Source organism: Bacillus sp. ISL-34, assembly GCF_018613325.1.
In the GTDB taxonomy this organism is placed as follows: domain Bacteria; phylum Bacillota; class Bacilli; order Bacillales; family DSM-1321; genus Peribacillus.
The window spans coordinates 51522-71713 of the sequence record NZ_JAGGQJ010000018.1; the positions used below are offsets into that span (position 1 = coordinate 51522).

Here is a 20192-nt window from a genome sequence, read left to right on the forward strand (position 1 = left end):
AGTGACATAACGGTGTAAGAATACGATGGGGGCGATTAATATGACATACAATCAAATACCAAAAGCACAAGGGCTCTACCATCCTGAATTTGAACATGATGCATGTGGGATCGGTTTATACGCTCATTTAAAAGGGCTTGCTACACATGACATCGTCAAACAAGGACTGAATATGCTGTGCCAATTAGATCATCGCGGCGGACAAGGCAGCGATCCCCTTACAGGTGATGGCGCAGGATTAATGGTGCAGATTCCTGATGAATATTTCAGGCTGGCATGCCCGGAAATGAATTTGCCGGCAAAAGGACGCTATGGTGTAGGCATGCTCTTTTTCTCCAACGATGATGATGAACGGAATGAAATCGAAACTCGTTTGAATGCATTTATCGAACAGGAGGGACAAACGCTATTAGGCTGGAGAACGGTTCCTGTTGATGCAACGAAAATCGGGGAGGTCGGCAAGGAGACATGTCCGACGATCCGCCAAGTATTCATCGGGGCCAGCGTTGGGCTGACAGATGATTTAGCTTTTGAGCGTAAATTGTTCATTATCAGAAAACAAGCTGAAAACTGGGCTCGTGAACGCGGCAATCGTTTTTATTTTGCCAGCCTTTCAAGTGCTACGATCGTATACAAAGGATTGTTGACGCCAGAGCAGGTGGATGCTTTTTATCTTGACCTTCAACAGGAGTCTTTTGTTTCGGCTTTCGCTTTAGTGCATTCCCGCTTCAGCACGAATACTTTTCCTAGTTGGGAACGGGCACATCCAAACCGTTACCTGATCCATAATGGCGAAATCAATACGCTTAGAGGTAATGTGAATTGGATGAAAGCGCGTGAGCAGCAGTTTGTATCGGAAGCATTCGGGGATGAACTGCAAAAGGTCCTGCCTATTCTGGATATAGACGGCAGTGATTCCTCGATTCTTGATAATGCACTTGAATTCTTCGTGCTTGCAGGGCGTAAACCGGCACATGCGGCGATGATGCTCATTCCTGAACCGTGGACGGAAAATCCGCACATGACGAAGGAAAAGAAGGCATTTTATGAATATCATAGCATGCTCATGGAGCCATGGGATGGTCCGACGGCCATATCCTTTACGAATGGCAAGCAAATCGGTGCCATCCTGGATCGAAATGGTTTAAGGCCGGCAAGATATTATGTGACAAAAGATGATTACATCATTTTCTCCTCTGAAGTCGGCGTGATCGATGTGGAGCCGGAGAATGTATTATATAAAGATCGTTTAAGCCCAGGCAGAATGCTTTTAATAGATTTAGAGGAAGGCCGTATTGTTTCCGATGAAGAGATCAAGTCGGAAATGGCTCAGGAAAATCCGTACCAGCAATGGCTGGACGAACAGCTTGTTCAATTAAGTGACGAAGAACCAGTGCTCGAAGGGGAGCCATTGAGTGATTTATTATTCAGGCAAAAAGCGTTTGGATACACGTATGAAGATGTCCAAAAATATTTACTGCCGGTCATTAACGAAGGCAAAGATCCACTGGGAAGCATGGGGAATGACATTCCGTTAGCGGTCTTATCAGATCGCCCGCAATCGCTATTCAACTATTTCAAGCAATCCTTTGCACAGGTAACCAACCCGCCAATGGATTCGCTTCGTGAACAGATCGTCACGTCAACGATGACATTTCTGGGTGCGGAAGGAGATTTGCTGAAACCGGATGAAACGAACAGCCGCCGCATTCAATTGGATTCACCTGTTTTGACGCCAGGTCAAATGCAGCAGTTGAAAGAAAATGCCTATCCTGAATTCAGGAGCAAAGTCATTCACACTTTATTTTCAGAAGATTTAGAGAGCGAACTCGATCGCATCTGCCGTGAAGCGGAACAAGCGATCACCGATGGTTTCAGCCTTTTGATATTATCTGACAAGGATATGAGCAAAGAAAAGGCTGCGATTCCTTCCCTGTTGGCTGCGAGTGCCCTTCATCAAGAGCTGATCCGTCATGGGAACCGTACGAAAGTGAGCATTATCGTTGAATCGGGAGAAGCAAGGGAAGTCCATCATTATGCGTCCCTGATCGGGTATGGAGTGGATGCGATTTACCCGTACCTCGCTTATGAAACATATAAGCAGGCGGTATTGGAAGGCAGTTTGGCCATCAGCTACGAAGAAACGGTGAGGAAATATGTACGTTCCTTGACAGAAGGCATTGTAAAAGTGATGTCGAAAATGGGGATTTCCACGATTCAAAGTTATCGCGGCGCACAAATTTTCGAAGCGGTAGGAATCGGTGCTGAAGTGATTGAGCGCTATTTCAGCGGTACGGCATCGCAGCTTAGTGGGATCGATTTGGAAACGATCGCAGATGAAGCGTTGATTCGCCATAAGAAAGCTGCAGCCGATTCCCTTGACCAAACTCTGGAAAGCGGAAGTGATTTTCAATGGAGGAAAACAGGGGAACATCATGCTTTCAATCCTAAAACGATCCATACACTGCAATGGGCCTGCCGGAAAGGCGATTATAATTTATTTAAGCAATATTCAAACTTGGCGAATGAAGAGAGACTCGGGTTTTTACGGAATTTATTCTCGTTCGATCAAAAACTCCAAAGCATTTCCATAGATGAAGTGGAATCCGTGGAATCCATCGTCAGCCGATTCAAAACGGGCGCGATGTCATTCGGTTCATTGAGTCAGGAAGCACATGAAACATTAGCGATTGCGATGAACCGTTTAGGCGGAAAAAGCAATAGCGGTGAAGGCGGGGAGCACCCTAGCCGTTACCAACTGGATGAAAACGGCGATGACCGCCGCAGCGGAATTAAACAAATTGCATCCGGTCGTTTTGGAGTGAAAAGCCATTACCTTGTTAATGCCGATGAACTTCAAATCAAAATGGCGCAAGGTGCAAAGCCGGGTGAAGGCGGCCAGCTGCCAGGGAACAAAGTATATCCTTGGGTTGCAGAGGTCCGTGGTTCCACACCAGGTGTCGGCCTGATTTCACCGCCTCCGCATCATGATATCTATTCGATTGAAGATCTGGCACAGCTGATCCATGATTTGAAAAATGCGAACCGTGATGCCAGAATCAGTGTCAAGCTTGTGTCAAAAGCAGGCGTAGGCACGATTGCAGCGGGTGTGGCCAAAGGAGCCGCAGATGTCATCGTTATCAGCGGGTATGATGGCGGTACGGGTGCATCACCAAAAACGAGTATCAAACACACGGGTCTTCCTTGGGAGCTGGGCCTTGCCGAAGCACACCAAACATTGATGCTGAATGGCCTGCGCAGCCGTGTAGTCCTTGAAACAGATGGAAAGCTAATGACGGGACGCGATGTGGTCATGGCAGCTATCCTTGGAGCGGAAGAATTCGGTTTTGCTACAGCACCGCTTGTGGTCCTTGGCTGTGTCATGATGCGTGCTTGCCATTTGGATACATGTCCAGTCGGGGTAGCTACTCAAAACCCTGAGCTTCGCAGCAAATTCACTGGAGATCCGGATCATGTCGTGAACTTCATGCGCTTCATCGCTGAGGAAGTGCGGGAAACGATGGCTGAGCTTGGTTTTAGAACATTGGAAGAAATGGTCGGCCGCACTGATGTTTTACAAGTGAGCGAGCGGGCACAAAACCATTGGAAAGCGAAGCATCTGGACTTGACGACACTTCTTTTCCAACCGGAGGGGATACGTACGTATCAACTTCCTCAAAACCATAAAATTGAAGAATCATTGGATATCCGTGAGATATTACCAGTTGTGGAGCCTGCTTTAAAGGATCAAACCCAGGTGGATGTCAGCTTCCCGATTACAAACGTGAACCGTGTGGTCGGAACGATTGTCGGCAGTGAAGTATCCAAACGCTATGGGGAAGAAGGGTTGCCTGAAGATACGATCACACTCCGTTTTACGGGATCGGCGGGCCAGAGCTTCGGTGCGTTCATTCCAAAAGGGATGTCGATGTATTTGACAGGTGATGTCAATGACTATGTTGGGAAAGGCTTATCTGGCGGAAAGATCATTGTCACGGCACCTGCTGGCAATCAGATCGAGGCTGGGGACAATGTAATTGCCGGAAATATCGCCTTATACGGTGCAACAAGCGGCGAGGCCTACATTAATGGCCGTGCGGGAGAACGATTTGCAGTGCGGAATAGCGGAGTCAATGTCGTCGTTGAAGGAATTGGAGACCATGGCTGTGAGTATATGACGGGCGGACGCGTGGTCATTCTGGGCGACGTCGGCAAAAACTTTGCGGCAGGCATGTCAGGCGGTATCGCTTATGTACTTGCTGATGATACAGAAGAATTCAAGGCATTATGCAATGGTGAAATGATAGAATTCGAGACGCTTGATGATATGGATGATGCAAACGAGGTAAAAGAAATGCTTTACAGCCACCTTCATTATACAGAAAGTGCCAAAGCATCGTATGTACTGGAGAACTGGGAGGATTTCGCCAAGAAATTCGTAAAAGTCATTCCGAAAGATTACAAACGGATGATCAAAAGCATCAATGAGCAGAAGCGTGCAGGGCTAACGGATGAAGAAGCGATCATGAGTGCATTTCAAGCAAATGCCGTTCAAGATAAAAAAATCACTAAACAAGCTGTGATGCAGTAAGGAAGGGGAGAGAAAGATGGGAAAAGCAACAGGATTTATGGATTATCCGCGAGAAAAACCAAAAGACCGGAATCCTCTCACTCGTTTAAGCGACTGGAGAGAATATACAGCTCCTTTCTCTGATGAAAAGTTAAGTACACAGGGAGCGCGGTGTATGGACTGCGCCACCCCTTTCTGCCATATGGGCATGGAGTTGAACCGGGTCACAACAGGCTGTCCGATTCATAATCTGATTCCCGAGTGGAATGATTTGGTGTACCGCGGCAGATGGAAAGAAGCATTGAACCGTTTATCGAAAACGAATAATTTCCCTGAATTCACCGGGCGCGTCTGCCCGGCCCCTTGTGAAGGGTCTTGTACGGTAGCGATAAGCGACCCTGCCGTTACCATCAAGAATATTGAACGGACCATCATCGATAAAGGATTTGAAAATGGCTGGATCACGCCTCGAATCCCTGAAAGCAGGACCGGCAAGAAAATTGCCATAATCGGTTCAGGCCCGGCAGGGTTGGCGAGTGCCGACCAGTTGAATCAAACAGGTCATTCGGTCACGGTTTTTGAGCGCTCAGACCGTGCAGGCGGGCTGTTGACATACGGCATCCCGAACATGAAACTTGAAAAAGATGTCGTTGCACGCCGAATCAAATTATTGACCCAGGAAGGCATCGATTTCATTACCAATACAGAAGTGGGCAAAGATATAACAGCCGAAGAACTGCAAGATCAATATGATGCAGTCATCCTTTGCACAGGTGCCCAAAAGCAGCGTGACCTGGTAATTGAAGGACGCGGGGCATCAGGCATTCACCTTGCAATGGATTACTTGACGACTTCGACTAAAAGCCTGTTGGACTCCAATTTTGAAGACGGCAAGTTCATAGACACTAAGGGGAAGGACGTCATCGTCATCGGCGGCGGGGATACAGGAGCTGACTGTGTCGCAACTGCCCTTCGCCAGGAATGTAAGAGCGTCGTGCAATTCGGGAAGCATCCAATCCTTCCGACGGCCCGTACATCCGATAATATGTGGCCAGCCTACCCGAATGTATTTTCCCTTGATTATGCGTATGAAGAAGCGGAAGCGAAATTCGGTGCAGATCCGCGTCAATATTCAATCCAAACAAAGAAAATCGTAGCCGATGAAAATGGCAACGTTAAAGAACTGCACACAATCTCAATGGAAAAAATCAAAGGCGATGACGGAATGTACATTTTCAGGGAAGTTCCAGGAACTGAAAAAGTGTGGCCAGCACAATTCGTTTTCATCGCAATCGGATTTGAAGGAACCGAAATGCCGCTATTAAGTCAATTTGGCGTAGAAACAGTAAATCAAAAAATTGATGCCGTTTATGGCGATTACAGAACCAATGTCGAAGGAGTTTTCGCTGCCGGAGATGCAAGGAGGGGGCAAAGCCTCATCGTTTGGGCAATCAATGAAGGCCGTGAAGTAGCGCGAGAAGTGGACCGCTATTTGATGGGCGCATCGGTATTGCCTTAATTGCAAAAAAAGGAAGTGCCATTATGGTGCTTCTTTTTTTGTAGTAATGTGAAATGGAGAATTCACGAGTAAAACGCTGAAACTCACGAGTAAAACGCCAAAACCCACGAGTAAACGGTCGGAATTCACGAGTAAATGCCCGGAATTCACGAGTAAAGCACCAAAACTCACGAGTAAATGCTTAAAACTCACGAGTAAAACGCCAAAACTCACGAGTAAAGCGCCGAAACTCACGAGTAAAATGCTAAAACTCATCAGTAAAAGCTCCAAACTCACGAGTAAAGCGCTAAAACTCACGCAAAACCCAAAAAGCAATCCTTCGCCATTGAAGGATTGCTTTTCCGGATTATTTCAGACGCTCGATTAGGTCGGTCATTTTATCCAAAGTGGTTATGTTCTGGTTGCATTTCATACTGTCCATACAAATATAATTCCCTTTTTTAATAAATGTCCCTTGGACGGTTCCTTTTGTTTCAGACATGAACATCCCTACTTCTTCAAAGCGGCTGCATATGGCACATATCCCTTTTTTGTTGGCAGGTTTAATGGTTCCATGCAATCCGGTGAGTTTATTATGATGGGGTACGATGATGAATTTCTTTCCGGAACCGACATCATCCCATCCCAAGTAGGTAATCTCTCTCAAATCGATGTTTTCCAACAAAGGGGCTTTTAATTTCTTTGCTTTAGGAAATAATTTTTTTATCGTTTTTTCGGTGACTTCTTTAAATGGGATCACAAATGGCTTTACCTGTAAAAGAAAGACTTCGGCTTGTGCCGAATCTTTGATGGTATCCACTGGATCCAGCAGTTGTTTTTGCTCTTCGCTCAAGTCACTGAATAAGCCGAGTACTCGTTCTTTGGCGACTGTTTTCAGGGTGTTGATCACATCCTTATCGTTGGCAGTCGCGTGTCCATTTATGAGAATCTGTGTTTGGGATTTTATGAAGTTATACTGCTCGCTCCTGATAAAAGGTTCCATTTTCTTCACTCCTGTTTCTGTTGCTCGATACTTGTCACAGTATACCGTTTCTATTTACTTTACAGAAATCGCATCTGCTTTAAAAGGGGGAAAACGACTAAGAAACATACTCGGCATACGAATAGCACTGATATCATTATCAGTGCTACCCATGCAATTCTATTTTGAATAAACGATTTTCTTGATGGTTTCCGCGGAGAGAAAATGTTCCTCGGCTAATTGATGGATGGTATGCCCGGCTTTGAATGCATATTTTATAGAGGCATTTCGGTCATCGATCAATTCCCTTGATCCCGAACGGGTTCCCCATTTGTGATGGGCATTTTCAGGTTTAGGGATATATATGGTTTCACCTTGCACATACTTTTGGATTTCAACGATCAGCTTTTCAGGCAAAACGGCCGTCGCTTTTACATATTTCATTTCTGCCAGCCCCTTATTCTTTTTTAAGAATGAAATAAGGTGCAAAGCCGAATATTAGAAATGATAAGGCGGGCGATTAAGTTTAGCTTAATTCAACCCCATGCAAAGTATCGCCTCCAATACTGGGCTTTGCATGAGACGCTGCAGAAGGTGGCATTAACATTCTTATTGCCATCTTTACACCTCCCCTTTGTGTTTCTGAAGAACACGTATTGTTCTTATTATAAAATATATAAGAGTGGTTGCCAAACCTTTTCCAATGTTAAAGCTGAATCGGCGGGCTGATTGTTTGATAATGTTCCCAGTCCATGAAATAATTTTAATGGAAACCAAACTAACCATTATGGGAGCTGACCTTTATGAAAGTATTCGTAGTTGGGGCAAATGGGCAGATAGGTAAACATCTTGTGGATTTATTAAAAGATAGCCCGGATCATAGTGTACGGGCAATGGTTCGTAAAGAAGAACAAAGTAAGCATTTAGCGAAAAATGGAATTGAATCTGCCGTCGTCAGTTTAACTGGATCAGTGGATGAAATTGCGAATGCGGCAAAAGGCTGTGATGTCATCGTGTTTACAGCAGGATCGGGAGGAAGCACCGGCGCTGATCAAACGCTGTTGATTGATCTGGATGGAGCTGTTAAAACGATTGAAGCGGCAGAAAACTTGGGAATCAAACGATTCATCATGGTGAGTGCTTTTCAGGCCAATAATCGCGAAAACTGGAATGAAGCCATCAAACCGTATTATGTGGCCAAGCATTATGCGGATAGGGCATTGTTACAAAGCGATTTGAATTATACCATCATTCGGCCAGGCGGACTGGTGAATGAACCGGGAACGGGCAAAGTGAACGCTGCCGAAGAATTGGAAAGAGGTTCGATTGCACGTGAAGATGTGGCTCGAACGATTCTTGCTTCTTTAACTGAAGAAAATACCTACAAGCGTTCATTTGATTTAATCTCTGGTGATACTGAAATCGCGGAAGCTTTGAGGAAAGTTTAAGAAAAAAAAGGAGGCAGGGCCACCCCACTTAGGGGGAGTGAGCTCTGCTTATTTAATTCCTTCAATATGCTTGATGACCTTCGCTGGGTTTCCACCGACAACAACGCCTTCAGGAACATCCTTTGTTACGACGGCCCCTGAAGCGACGACGGAATGATTCCCTATAGTTACGCCAGGATTGATGATGGCCCCTCCGCCAACCCATACATGATCCCCTATCGTAACCGGTTTTCCGTATTCCACTCCAGAACTGCGTTCAAAGGGATCCAGCGGATGTGTGGCTGTATAGATATGCACTCCGGGAGCCAACATGCAGTTCCTGCCAATTTTCACTTCACAAACATCCAAAATGACACAGTCGAAATTAGCATAAAAGTTTTCCCCGACAGAAATGTTGTATCCATAGTCACAACGGAAAGTGGGTTCAATATATACATTTAGCCCGGTGGAACCTAAAAGCTGTTTCAGCAGTGCAGTTCTTTGATCCCCTTCGCTTTCCGTTGTCTGATTGTATAACCGGGTCAACTTTCTGGCATTTTTCCTATCTTTTATTAATTCCGGATCAGCGGCCATGTAAGGTTCCCCGCTCATCATCTTTTCTTTTTCGGTATTCATGTTTACTCCTCCTATTTTCTTGTTTATATATAGTTTGAATAAATATTAAAATATTTTTCCTGCAAAATAAATTGCAGTGCTTTTTACTCAACTTTTCTGTTGAATCTAAATGCCTCTCTCATTTTCTTAAAAAGAAGTGAGAAAAGAAAGATTTTTCCGAATAATTAATGAAATAGCTTTGACAAACTTTCCGACGGATTTTATAGTAAGGAGAGTTATGGATGATTCATAGTTTTCATGTAGGTACATTTTAACAAATAGGTAGAATAGGTTCGTAGTTCATGTCACTTTTTTTACCGGTTGATGGACAACTCTTTTCTTCGTTAAGATAATCAAATCATTGGAGGGCTCTTATATGTCACAAAAAGCACCATTTTCTTTTATCATTGTAACAGGGTTAATGCTTTTTGCTTTATTTTTTGGTGCAGGAAACTTAATTTTCCCTGCCATGCTCGGTCAATCCGCCGGGACCAATTTATGGTCGGCCAGTTTAGGATTCATCATTACTGGAGTTGGATTGCCATTCATTACAATATTGGCATTTGGTTTTTCGGGAAAAACTGATGTTCAATCGCTTGCAAGCAGGGCACACCCGTTATTCGGCATCATTTTCACGGTCGTTCTTTATTTATCTTTGGGGCCGCTTTTTGCGCTTCCCAGAACGGGAAGTGTATCTTACGAAATAGGGATTAAGCCTTTCCTTTCCAATGATGTCGGTTTTTTACCATTGCTGGTATTCACGATCATATACTTTGGACTTGCCTGTTTATTATCCATCAATCCATCAAAAATGCTGGATATCGTCGGAAAAATATTAACACCGTTATTATTGATTTTCATTGGGATTCTCATTGTGGTTGCAATCATTAACCCAATGGGTGAAATCCAGTCACCAGTGGCAGATTATTCAGATAATTCTTTCTTCAAAGGGTTTAAAGAAGGATATTTGACCATGGATACGCTTGCCGCATTTGCATTTGGGATCATTGTCATCAACGCGATCAAAGATAAAGGCATAACATCAAGAAAAGAAGTGTTAGGCTTCTGTATGAAAGCCGGCTTAATAGCTGCCACATTGTTGGTGATCGTTTATACGTCATTGACTTATGTCGGGGCAACAAGTGTGGAAAAACTCGGTCAGTTGGGTAATGGCGGAGACGTTTTGGCTCAAGCCTCGAATCATTTTTTCGGACCGGCTGGTGCCGTGTTGTTAGGTTTGATTGTGATTGCTGCATGCCTAACGACAAGCATCGGTTTGATAACGGCTTGTGCTACGTATTTCAATAAAATACTTCCTGCTGTATCGTATAAATCATATGTCGTCATCTTCTCTGTTTTTAGTGCGGCTGTTGCCAATGTAGGTTTGACCAAGCTCATTTCCATTACAGTGCCTGTGTTAACGGCGCTTTATCCCGTGGCGATCGTTTTGATTGTCCTAACGTTCTTCCATTCCCTTTTCAAAGGGAAATCGGAGGTATATTTAGGAAGCTTATTATTAACGGCCATCATCAGCATAATTGATGGATTCATGGCCTCAGGCGTTAAAATGGACGCTGTTTCGGACCTTTTCACTCAATACCTTCCACTATATAGTGTAGGGGTAGGATGGGTGATTCCTGCCATCATCGGCGGTGTATTGGGCTATATGGTTTACCTATTGAAAGGAGATCCTAAGGAAGCTTATTAAGGGTCATTAGAATGTACTTTAAATCATGAAAGGAGCTGTCTCGATAACAGCTCTTCAGTTTGTCGACAAAAGGGGATTCTGGAATAGTCTCATCCGGAACCATGATTTTAAAACAAGACTAGATTATCCTTAATGTTTTTTACTATAATCATCACTGGATTGAAAAAATTTGCGACACTCCTGCTGAATAACTGGCTAGCCGAGATACCAAAGGAGTTTGCGACGAGGAGGACTCCAGACAATCGAAGTAAAGGGAGCGGATTTCCACTCCAGGCACTCGCTTTCCGCGGGCGGTCCGGGAGCCTCCTCGGCGCTCTTTGCGCCCTGTGGGGTCTCCCTTGGACACGCTTTTCCCGCAGGAGTCTCGTACCCTCCGTTCCAATCAACTGGAATGTTTTTTTAGAAAAAACTACAGGCAAACATGCTTTTCTTTTGAGTTTGTCACAGTCTGGGAGCTGTCTTGTTGACAGCTCCTTTTCTTAGTGTTTGTTTTTAATGGGAAAGAGCCTTAAAATGTTCACAAAGGGGTGTAGGAACACAATGATCAATCGATTACCAATAGAAATCGCAAATATATTACAAGCAAGCAAAAAGAATCCTGCTCAATTTGAGGAATTGATCAGGAGCGGCGGATATCTGCCTCCCGAGATGGAGTTGATGGTGGATGCCATCACGGCCTTGAGCATGGGGAAGAATATCCTATTGAAGGGTCCGACAGGGGCTGGAAAGACAAAGTTTGCCGAGACATTATCGAATTTATTCAACCAGCCGATGTTCAGTGTGAACTGCTCAGTCGACTTGGATGCCGAAAGCTTATTGGGCTTCAAGACGCTGGCTTACAAAGAGGAAAAACAGGTGATAGAATTCGTACCTGGACCTGTGACCAATTCAATGAATCACGGTCACTTCCTATATATAGATGAAATCAACATGGCAAAACCGGAAACTCTGCCGCTTATCAATGGTGTGCTTGATTACAGAAGGACGATAACGAATCCGTTCACGAATGAAGTCATAACGGCAAAAGAAGGCTTTAATGTGATTGCTGCAATCAATGAAGGCTATGTCGGTACAGTGCCGCTGAATGAAGCGCTAAAAAATAGGTTTGTCGTAATTGAAGTTCCTTATATCGAAGGGGAGCAGTTAAAGCAATTGATAGAAACCAATACAAAGTTGAAGGACCCAAGAAGCATCGAATTGTTCGTTAAGCTGTCGAGTGATTTGATACATGCCGTGAATCAAGGGAAGGTGGCTGAAGATGCGGCATCGATCAGGGCTTTGCTTGATGCTTGCGATCTGAGTGTGTTGATCCCGCCGAAACGGGCGATTCTTCGTTCCATTGTGGATAAGTTGGACGAGGAACGGGAGCGTGAGTTTGTGAAGAACTTGGCTGACACATTATTCTAACTAGGAGAATGCCTCATGAAGTATATCCGGTTCAATGATTCAATAATAGATACGGCTCTTTTTTTACAGCTGCAGGATCTCTCGACTGTTTTATCCGGCATTCCTGAGCTGGAATTCGAATACAATTATGGCTCCTTCATAGATCTGATCGAGAATAAGGTCACAGCCAGCCATTTTTGGGAAAATGGAAATAAGGAAGTGAAGGAAGCGGGATTGAAAACGGACGTGCTCCTTAGAACGATAGGTACGCTGCATCATTCATCGATCCCGAGCATGAAGGAGTACCAGGACATCATTGGGGAAAGTTCGCTTCCGAAGTTTGCAGCCCAATTATTCGCTTTACTGGAAGACTTGCGATTGGAAGAATTGGTGAAGAAGGATAGGCCAGGCACGAAAAAATGGTTTTCGGTAAGGGGGGCTTACCTTAAACAATATTTCGAAAGCCAATTGGCGACGAATGTCACCAGAAGTTTTGCACTGGATGAATTATACTGCCTCATATATTTACTGCTTCAATCTGACAGGCCGGATCCGATTTTCCCAAGAGTCAATGTAAGGCAGCTGGAAGAACTGGAAAAACTCAAACCGTTCATCCATTCTGTGTTTGAAGCGACTAAAACCAGTGACATCACGAGGATTTGCGAGCAAATCGTTTTCCGTGTGAACGGTGGATACGAGGATACGATGAATGAATATTTCATCTTCCCCATTGCAAATGTGGAAAAGTATAAGGCAAATACCTTATTTGATGAACTGACTAGAAATGATGAACTGTTGAATGATGATGCAGAAGATGCAGACGAAGAAAAAAGTGATTTCATTGATGAAAAATTCTCGACTTGGCACCGGGAGAATAAGAACGGCGAGAGTAATTCGACTTTTCTTCAATTTGAATTGGAGCAGGGAACGAAAACAAGTTTGATGGGCGGCGGTGCCCGGGAAGCGGAAGATGCCGACCAAGCACTGGCTTCGATTCAGGGTTCATCAGGGGAAAGTCAACAAAAGGAATACAATCAGCAGGAAACGCTGGAGAAGAAACAAACCAATATGGGCAAAAGTGGTGAACATCCATTTGGTGAAGAAAATAAAGACGTCGTCCAAGTGATCAAGGAAGCAAAAATACCAACACTAACGGAAGAGAAACGCTACCGTGAGTTTGTTGCGGATATCGAACCGTTTAAGAGAAAGCTCTCCAGTACAATAGAAAAGACACTGGAAAATAAAAAGAACGCACCAAGAAAAGATTTGGTTTTTGGCCGTTTATCAAAGAAATTACTGCCGCTTGTATTTGAAGATAATCCTCGGGTCTTTTATAAAAAGAACCAGGATTCCAATGAAATGGATGCCGTATTCACATTGCTTATCGATTGCTCGGCTTCCATGCATAACAAAATGGATGAAACGAAACGAGGCGTGGTCCTGTTTCATGAAGTACTGAAGAAATTAAGGATCCCCCACTCGATCGTGGGATTTTGGGAAGATGCAAATGAAGTGAGAGAAGGATATCAGCCGAACTACTTCCACGTGATCCAGTCCCATTCCGATTCTCTTTATCTAAACTCCGGAGCTAAAATCATGCAGCTTGAACCTGAGGAAGACAACCGGGACGGATACAGCATCAGGGTTGCCGCAATGGAATTGGAAAAAAGACGCGAAAAAAACCGGTTCTTGCTTGTGTTTTCCGATGGTGAGCCGGCAGCTGCCGATTATGATCAAAATGGCATTGTCGATACACATCTTGCAGTTTCTGAGGCCAGGAAAAAAGGCATAGAAGTCATCGGCCTGTTTTTAGCGGATGGAGGCATCGAGGAAAGTGAAGAAATGACGATGAAAAACATCTATGGCAAAGAACGCCTAATGATTCCAAGCGTAGCGGAATTGCCAGAGCAATTTACACCGCTGTTAAAAAAACTGCTGCTGAAGACCATATGAGAAACCAAGTTCCCTCACTCTCGTCATTTAATCGGGAAAATGCATTTGATTAGAATATAAGTAAAAAACGCAGTAGGATTAAATGGATCTTACTGCGTTTTTTTTTGTTGTTCATGGCAGTTATTTGCAGTAAGTGATATATTGATTGAAACTTGAAAAAACGAATGCGATTTTTTTGGCGGGATTAGGGTAAACCATAAATGAGGAAGTGATCGTTTTGATGAATTTACTTTTTATGTTACTTTATCTTATAATCATTGTTCTTGTTATTGAAATATCGGTTACCTTGCTGAAATTGACTGGATTAAAAAGCACAGTGGCCAGATTTCAGGTTATCTCCATGCTGACGGGTACTGGTTTTACAACTGACGAGTCAAAATCCATCATTGATCATCCCGTTCGAAGGAAAATAAGCATGTTCTTAATTTTATTTGGTGCTTTCTCACTTGCTGTCATCATTTCATCGATCAGTACATTGCTTACGGATGATCTGCGCTTGATGGAGTTAAGCATCATTATAGGGATACTGGTGGTCTTAGTCGTATTAGTGAAATCTCCATTCCTGCATAATAGAATATCGAATAAGATGAAAAGTGAAATGTACAATCATTATGAATTATGGGAACACCCGATAGAGGAGATCCTGTTTTTAGAAGATGAAGATGTGGTCATGGAAATCGATATTTATGAGGACTCCGAATTCATCGATGTCAAAGCCTTTGATGTCATATCAAAAGGAGCGGACATCAATATTTTATTTATTGAAAGCGGAGAAGTGAAAATCAGGAAAGAGTTATATGAGTATAAAATCAAATTAGGGGATAACCTCTTTTTATATGGAAATAAAAAAGAGATAGAAGACACATTCTCAAAAGAAATCGAAGAGATGAAGAAGAAAAAAAGTACATCGGAGTGAAAAGAATCCCAGCCTAATTTAAAGGCTGGGATCTTTTGAAGATGGGCTTCATTAATGTTTTTTATTCGGTAATTTCTGAGCGGGATTCCCATTGCCTTGACGGCGGAAATTGCCTTCTTCCTTTTTCTGCTGCTCTTGAATGCTTTCAACAAATTCCTTTGAACTTTTCATGGAATGTACCTCCTCCGTTATTTTCTTTTTTACTATAACCAGAAGAGGTGGAATTCATGAGTATGCAAGGGATCTGACTACCTTGTAAAAAGGAAAGGTGGTAATATATGGACTGAAAAGTTTTTTTTGAAATGAAACCAGAAAAGAAAGAAGGGAAATGAATGGAAAATCGGTTGGGTGGAAAAGTTGCATTGGTCACAGGTTCATCAAGAGGGATCGGTCGCGCCATAGCAGAACAGCTTGCAGATTTGGGTGCAAAAGTGGTGATCAACTATGCAGGCAGTGCACATAAAGCGGATGAAGTTGTGCAAGGCATTAAGGAAAAGGGTGGGGAAGCCGTCTCTATTCAAGCCGATATCAGCCAGGTTTCCCGTATCGAAAATCTCTTCGAAGAAACGACCCAAGCTTTCGGGAAAATCGATATTTTAGTGAACAATGCGGGACTGATGATGAATAAACCACTTTCCGAAGCAACGGAAGAAGACTTTGATAAACAATTTGCAGTGAACGTGAAGGGTACATTCTTCGCTTGCCAACAAGCCCTGAAATATATGGAGGCCGATGGCAGGATTGTCAATATCTCAACCTCTGTAATAGGTCAAATGTTTCCTTCGTATAGCATGTATGCAGGTACAAAGGGGGCGGTGGAACAATTCACAAGACATCTGTCCAAAGAGTTCGGCCCAAAAGGGATTACGATCAATGCGATTGCTCCAGGACCGGTTAACACAGAGTTATTTAATGTAGGAAAATCGGAGCAGCAAATCGAAGGGATGAAAAAAATGAATGCCTTCGGACGCTTAGGTGAAACGGATGACATTGCCAATGTGGTTTCGTTTTTGGTCAGTGATCAAGCTCAGTGGGTTACGGGTCAGACGATTAGGGTGAATGGTGGATTCATTTAATTTAATTGCTTGTAATTCAACTAAAGCAACGTAATAATCCAACGTTGCTTTAGTATTTTGTAATATCTTTAGTTTGAAATTAACCATTCCAGTGAATTGTTTGAGCGATGATCAAGAAAGTGCCCGATAGGAGGAACCAGATAAAAAACAAGGGCAGGTAAAAGCGAACCCATTTTTGCCAGGCGACTCCTGCTAAGGCAAGGGTGGCCATGAAATATCCGGATGTAGGATATAATATATTTCCGATTCCATCTGCCAACTGATAAGCTAACACGGCTGTTTGTCTTGTAACGCCGATTATGTCGGCCAATGGAGCCATGATGGGCATGGTGACTAAAGCCTGACCGCTGCCGGAGGGGATTAAAAGGCTACATAACATTTGTACAATAAACATGCCAAGGGCGCTAAATACAGCGGGGAAGTCGCCGACAAGATTACCGAGACTATGAACGATCGTGTCCATTACTTGACCATCCTCCATAACAACAGCGACAGCTCTTGCGACACCCACAATCATGGCACCGACCAAGACTTCTCGAAATCCGTCATTAAATCCTTCGCAAATTTCCGTTAGGTTTAAACCGGCAACTAAACCGACAACGATTCCCATGATAATGAAGAGCCCTGCCATTTCCAACATAAACCAACCTTTTGCTAAAACGCCATATACGAGTAGAAACAAGAAACAGACCATTAAAATTAATGCAATTTTCTGTTTTTTATTCACCTTATATATTTCAGATCCAGATTTATTTAAGTATAGCATCCGTTTGGTTTGATCCTCATCAAATACAAAACTACACTTTGGGTTATTCTTAACTTTTTTAGCATAACGCATAATGTAAGCCGTCCCTGCAGAAACAAAAATGATAAAAGCGATAATCCTTAGCTCGATACCGGAATATATGGGAAGACCTGCTATTTTTTGACCTAACCCAGTGTTAATGGGGTTAAGAAAGCCTGTCATGAATCCAGCGGTAGTTGCGACTAATGCTACAGAGACGGCAACCATAGAATCAAATCCTAAGGCAATCATTAAGGGGAGGATGACAGGTACATACACTAAACTTAATTCCTGTGTTCCAATCAAACTGCAAATCATGGCGAATACTACTGTGAGGATAGGAATTAACATCATACTTTTTGTTGAAAATCGCCTTGCTAATCTATTTACTCCCATTTCAATAAGTCCTGTTTTTCGAAGTACAGAAAATATTCCTCCGATGATGAAAGTGAAAAAAACAATCTCTCCTGCAGCTACCAAGCCTTTTGGTATAGCTGTCATGAAGTCTACTGGAGTAATAGGTGTTTGCTCAACGAGTCGATAGGAATTTGGATCAATCGTCAATCGATCCTCAGGGCCTGGAATTCGCTCATAAACACCAGCAGGAACGAAATAAGTTGCGATTGCTGCAAGTAAGATAAATACGAATAATATGACATAAATATGTGGCATATTAAACTTCTTTTTATTGAATTTAGTCACTTCATCAATACCGACAATTTTTTTCGAATCATTTTCTAATGCCATTATTTTTCCCCCATCATCTTTATTTGTTAACCTGTACTTCCAGGTATTATGGATAAAAAAATCCATAATCAGATACTTGCGTCATATTAAATGACATCATATGTATCTATTTATTACATATTAATTTAATGATTATGGTTTGTCATTGTTCATAATCACTAAAATTAATTTGATAAATTAGATGATATGAATAATTCGAAAATTATAAGTGGTGGAAAAATATTACGTTGAATAGAAATGCAAATTAGATAAAAGGACTTAATTAGGGATGAATTTTTATAGGGGAATACTATTTAAATATCGCGATTTAATGTTAGAATACATTACATTAGAATATTTTGAATATTGACAAAAATGGGGTCGATATCTATAATAATCAATAATAATATCCATGAATAAACGTTTATTGGGGTTTTGCCTATGGAACGGACAATGACTGTCCGAGAATTATGTGAGATGCATACTCATTTACTGGACAGTGATATTCAAATTCTTGAAAACCTATCAATGAATTTATCGTTGATAGCCAATTTGAATAAAGCGAATGTGTTTATCGATTGTCCGGTGCGTGAAGGGAAGCATGCCATTGTCGTGGCAGAGGCATGCGGACATTCCGTGGAATCGGTTTATGATCACCCAGTTGTCGGAAAGTTTGCCTATGAGGCTTTTGAACCGGCAGTATTTTATGTATTGCGCACCGGAAAGGACATGTTCGTGAATCGGGCATTGACTCAAGAGGGAGCAATGGTCCAGCAAAGTGTCGTTCCAGTCAAGGGGGAATTCAATCGGATCATCGCCGTTTTGATCATGGAAAAGGTGATTCATGAAGAACCTGAAACTTCAAATCAGTTTGAGAGGCAAGATCAACAAAATTCCTTGGTTCCAGAATTTATCGAGGAGTCCATTTTCCTGATTAATAACCAGAACCGACTTGTCTATACGAATCCGGCTGCGATTAATCTAGTATCGGAAATATGTTTGACGGACTGTGTCTTAGGTGAATCCATTTTCAATTATTTTCCTGGCTTTGACGATGTTCTTGCTTCAAAAGAGGACATTTTGATGAAGGAAATGAACATGGGTAAAAAGATTTTCCAAATAAAGAAATTCCATTTGGGCAGCAAGAATTCCAATGAAACGTTCATCATCATCCGGGACCTGACTGAACTGCGGGATAAAGAGAGAGAGCTGATTAGCAAGTCAGTAGCCATTCGTGAAATTCATCATAGGGTTAAGAATAATTTGCAGACAGTCGCCAGTTTACTTCGTCTGCAAATGAGGATGGGGGCGTCTGAAGAAAGCAAGCCCCATTTGTTGGTCAGTTTGAACCGGGTGTTAAGCATATCCTCGGTTTATGAAATCATTTTGGCAAGCAGTCAGGTCGACCATGTGGATTTGCTGGAGCTTATTAGGAAGATAGGCGATATGATTGTTTATACGGAGGATCATGCCCGTCAAAGCCTAAGCATTGAATATAGTGGAGCTGAGTTTCATTCCATTGATTCAGACATTGGCATTTCTGTCGCGCTGGTGGTGAATGAGCTCATTCATAATTGTGTGAAGCATGCTTTCAAGGAAGGGTCGGGAGGGAAGATTACCGTATGCTTTCATAAGGATGGTCCTGAATTGGAAATTCAAGTAAAAGATGATGGCATCGGATATTCTCAGGCTTTGAAACCTTCCTTGGGGCTGGATATCATCCGCATGACGGTGAAAAATGATTTGAATGGGGAGTTTTCGATTCATCGGATTAAGGAAGGTACCCTGGCTTCTGTAAGATTTCCATACATGAGGTAGGTGGAAGAAGTGGTCAAGAGGATTTTGGTCGTGGAGGATGAATCGATACTTCTGCTTGATATAACGATCATGCTCAAGGATGCAGGCTTTGATGTGGTTGGACATGCCCGTAACGGCGAGAAGGCAATTGAATTGGCACATGCACTACAGCCGGATCTTGTTTTGATGGATATCAAAATGCCTAAAATGAATGGGCTCAAGGCTAGCGATGTGATATCCAATACCTTTAAGATTCCAGTCCTGCTTTTAACCGCATTCAGCCAGCGTGAATATATCGACGAGGCGAAACGCGCGAATATCGTAGGATATCTTGTAAAGCCAATTACGGAGGCGAATTTGATTCCGGCAGTGGAGATAGCTTTGCTGCAAGCAGCCAATACAAAGAAGTATCAGGAACGAAATGCTCAATTGGATGAAACGCTCACAAATCGTAAAGTCATTGAAAGAGCAAAAGGAATCATCATGAAAAGGAAGAATGTAACAGAGGAAATCGCCTACAATAAGCTGAGAAGGCTAAGTATGGATAAGCAGCTTTCCATGGAGACGGTGGCACGTCTAATCATTGCAAATGATCAAAAACAAGTAAATAGATGAAGCAATGGCGCTTTGATGGACCAAATTGGTTGTAGGCAGGCAGTTCTGCCGAAAAACCTAAGTTTGGGCTATAAGAGGCGTCTTTTTTATACCCTTTTTTAAAGTCGATAGGCCAAATCAAATCGGAATTCAGGGGGAA

General features: G+C 42.9%; 16 protein-coding genes. 10 read left to right on the plus strand and 6 right to left on the minus strand.

Features of this window, described 5'->3' with window-relative positions:
- Nucleotides 1-40 precede the first annotated feature (40 nt).
- A complete protein-coding gene (gene gltB, locus J7E52_RS13795; RefSeq protein ID WP_214747335.1) occupies nt 41-4591 on the plus strand; it encodes a glutamate synthase large subunit in 4551 nt (1516 codons plus the stop codon).
- 16 nt (nt 4592-4607) lie between these two features.
- Nucleotides 4608-6089: a glutamate synthase subunit beta gene (locus tag J7E52_RS13800; protein ID WP_214747337.1), complete on the plus strand. Its 1482-nt coding sequence runs from the start codon at nt 4608-4610 to the stop codon at nt 6087-6089.
- A gap of 21 nt (nt 6090-6110) precedes the next feature.
- On the opposite strand, the gene J7E52_RS13805 is transcribed toward J7E52_RS13800, so the two are convergent.
- The 3 genes from J7E52_RS13805 to J7E52_RS13815 form a co-directional block, all read right to left on the minus strand.
- The gene (locus J7E52_RS13805; protein ID WP_214747339.1) at nt 6111-6344 is read right to left on the minus strand and encodes a hypothetical protein; all 234 of its coding nucleotides are present in this window, start codon (nt 6342-6344) and stop codon (nt 6111-6113) included.
- A 91-nt stretch (nt 6345-6435) separates the two neighbouring features.
- Nucleotides 6436-7071 (minus strand): FusB/FusC family EF-G-binding protein, encoded by a 636-nt coding sequence (locus J7E52_RS13810; RefSeq protein WP_214747341.1) that lies wholly within the window; start codon nt 7069-7071, stop codon nt 6436-6438.
- Nucleotides 7072-7230: 159 nt separating this feature from the next.
- Nucleotides 7231-7494 (minus strand): CD3324 family protein, encoded by a 264-nt coding sequence (locus J7E52_RS13815; protein WP_214747343.1) that lies wholly within the window; start codon nt 7492-7494, stop codon nt 7231-7233.
- A gap of 359 nt (nt 7495-7853) precedes the next feature.
- On the opposite strand from J7E52_RS13815, the gene J7E52_RS13820 reads away from it, so the two are divergent.
- A complete protein-coding gene (locus tag J7E52_RS13820; RefSeq protein WP_214747345.1) occupies nt 7854-8498 on the plus strand; it encodes an SDR family oxidoreductase in 645 nt (214 codons plus the stop codon).
- Between the two features lie 48 nt (nt 8499-8546).
- On the opposite strand, the gene J7E52_RS13825 is transcribed toward J7E52_RS13820, so the two are convergent.
- Nucleotides 8547-9113 (minus strand): sugar O-acetyltransferase, encoded by a 567-nt coding sequence (locus J7E52_RS13825; RefSeq protein ID WP_214747347.1) that lies wholly within the window; start codon nt 9111-9113, stop codon nt 8547-8549.
- Nucleotides 9114-9468: 355 nt separating this feature from the next.
- Here J7E52_RS13825 and brnQ point away from each other — a divergent pair, with 355 nt between their 5' ends.
- The 4 genes from brnQ (at nt 9469) to J7E52_RS13845 (ending at nt 15055) form a co-directional block, all read left to right on the plus strand.
- A complete protein-coding gene (gene brnQ, locus J7E52_RS13830; protein ID WP_214747349.1) occupies nt 9469-10800 on the plus strand; it encodes a branched-chain amino acid transport system II carrier protein in 1332 nt (443 codons plus the stop codon).
- A gap of 540 nt (nt 10801-11340) precedes the next feature.
- Nucleotides 11341-12207, plus strand: a complete 867-nt coding sequence (locus tag J7E52_RS13835; RefSeq protein ID WP_214747351.1) for an ATP-binding protein — start codon at nt 11341-11343, stop codon at nt 12205-12207.
- Between the two features lie 15 nt (nt 12208-12222).
- Complete coding sequence (locus J7E52_RS13840; RefSeq protein WP_214747353.1) at nt 12223-14139, plus strand: vWA domain-containing protein; 1917 nt, start codon at nt 12223-12225, stop codon at nt 14137-14139.
- A 220-nt stretch (nt 14140-14359) separates the two neighbouring features.
- Entirely contained in the window at nt 14360-15055 is a 696-nt protein-coding gene (locus J7E52_RS13845; RefSeq protein WP_214747590.1) for a hypothetical protein, read from the plus strand.
- 51 nt (nt 15056-15106) lie between these two features.
- On the opposite strand, the gene J7E52_RS13850 is transcribed toward J7E52_RS13845, so the two are convergent.
- Nucleotides 15107-15226, minus strand: coding sequence for a DUF4023 family protein (locus J7E52_RS13850; RefSeq protein ID WP_061465287.1), 120 nt, complete (start codon nt 15224-15226; stop codon nt 15107-15109).
- A 161-nt stretch (nt 15227-15387) separates the two neighbouring features.
- Between J7E52_RS13850 and J7E52_RS13855 the strand changes: the two genes are divergently transcribed.
- On the plus strand, nt 15388-16131 hold the full coding sequence (locus tag J7E52_RS13855) for an SDR family oxidoreductase (protein ID WP_214747355.1): 744 nt from the start codon (nt 15388-15390) through the stop codon (nt 16129-16131).
- 79 nt (nt 16132-16210) lie between these two features.
- On the opposite strand, the gene J7E52_RS13860 is transcribed toward J7E52_RS13855, so the two are convergent.
- Nucleotides 16211-17662 (minus strand): YfcC family protein, encoded by a 1452-nt coding sequence (locus tag J7E52_RS13860; protein WP_286197753.1) that lies wholly within the window; start codon nt 17660-17662, stop codon nt 16211-16213.
- A 420-nt stretch (nt 17663-18082) separates the two neighbouring features.
- Here J7E52_RS13860 and J7E52_RS13865 point away from each other — a divergent pair, with 420 nt between their 5' ends.
- Together J7E52_RS13865 and J7E52_RS13870 are read left to right on the plus strand one after the other, a co-directional pair.
- The gene (locus J7E52_RS13865; RefSeq protein ID WP_214747357.1) at nt 18083-19459 is read left to right on the plus strand and encodes a sensor histidine kinase; all 1377 of its coding nucleotides are present in this window, start codon (nt 18083-18085) and stop codon (nt 19457-19459) included.
- A gap of 9 nt (nt 19460-19468) precedes the next feature.
- A complete protein-coding gene (locus tag J7E52_RS13870) occupies nt 19469-20053 on the plus strand; it encodes an ANTAR domain-containing response regulator (protein WP_214747359.1) in 585 nt (194 codons plus the stop codon).
- Nucleotides 20054-20192 lie beyond the last annotated feature (139 nt).